A 1,287-nucleotide genomic window follows, 5' to 3' on the forward strand; every position below is an offset into this window, starting at 1 on the left:
GGAACTGACCCCCTAGCGTGAGACAAATCAAAACACCTTCAAGAAACCTCATCCATGTCGTAAGCTGTGGAGGACAAACTTGGAGGTGTTTTACGTTGGGAACAAGAGTGAGTTACCCGGTGGAGATCAAAATGAAGGCGATTGAGATGAGATTGGCGGGCGTCCCTGTCCGAGCCGTAATGGACGAGCTTGGCATCCGGAATAAGACGCAATTGAATAAGTGGTTACACTGGTATCGAAACGGAGAAATACACCGTCTCCATCAGCCTGTTGGCAAGCAGTATAGCTATGGCAAAGGCCCGGAGTTCAAATCGGAGATGGAGGAACTGCGTGCGGAGAACCATTTTCTTAAGCAGCAAATCGACGTGCTAAAAAAATTCAAGGAGTTGGAGAGGAGTTGTCGCCTGAAACCGTAATTCCATGGATGGAGCGTATTCAGAGCCAAACTACGGTACAGCAAGCCTGCGCATGGATCGGCTTGCCGCGTTCGACCTACTATCGCTGGAAGAAGCAGGGGCTTCGTACAACGCCGGATATGCTTGTCTCACGCATTGAGGAGTTATGTCAGAAGCATCGCTTTCGTTATGGATATCGAAAGATCACCGCGCAGTTGCGGCGCCAGGAGACCGTCAATCACAAGCGCGTCCAACGGATCATGCAACAGCAGGGTTGGCAATGCCGGGTGAAGGTAAAGAAACGGAAGCATTCGGGACAACCTGCGCAGGTAGCGGAACACTTGCTGAAGCGGCAGTTTCATGCGGACCGGCCTCTGCAAAAGCTGGTCACCGATATTACGTATCTTCCTTATGGTGGTACCATGATGTATTTGTCGAGCATTTTGGATCTGTACAACGGCGAAGTGATCGCCTACAGTATTGGAAATAAGCAGGATGTACGATTTGTGTTGGAGACGCTGCAGCAACTGCCTGCCGTGAGCGGAGCCATGCTGCATAGTGACCAAGGATCCGTGTACACCTCACACGATTACCAAAAGGCAGTCAAGGAAAAGGGCATTACCATGAGCATGTCCCGCAAGGGGACGCCCGCTGATAATGCCCTCATCGAATCGTTTCATTCCACGCTAAAGTCTGAAACGTTCTACCTCGACAATCTCACTTGTACGACGACTGCAATCGTTGTACAACTGGTACAGGAGTACATCCATTATTATAACGCAATACGAATTCAAGCGAAACTAAACAACCAGTCACCGATTGAATACCGGCAACTGGCTGCTTCATGACGCAAGGTGTTTTGATCCCTGTCTCGCAAACGGGGGTCAGTTCC

At 50.2% G+C, this 1,287-nt stretch carries 1 protein-coding gene; it reads left to right on the forward strand.

Annotated features, from left to right (window positions below; all coding sequences use genetic code 11):
* Positions 1 to 95 precede the first annotated feature (95 nt).
* Positions 96 to 1,243 (forward strand): IS3 family transposase gene (locus ACSEXS_RS22565; protein ID WP_438435489.1). Its coding sequence is split into 2 segments (ribosomal slippage): positions 96 to 378 and positions 378 to 1,243, totalling 1,149 coding nucleotides; the frame shifts between segments, so codons are not numbered across the junction.
* The last annotated feature ends 44 nt before the right edge of the window (positions 1,244 to 1,287 follow it).

The organism is Gorillibacterium terrae (assembly GCF_051594785.1).
Taxonomy (GTDB): Bacteria; Bacillota; Bacilli; order Paenibacillales; family NBRC-103111; genus Gorillibacterium.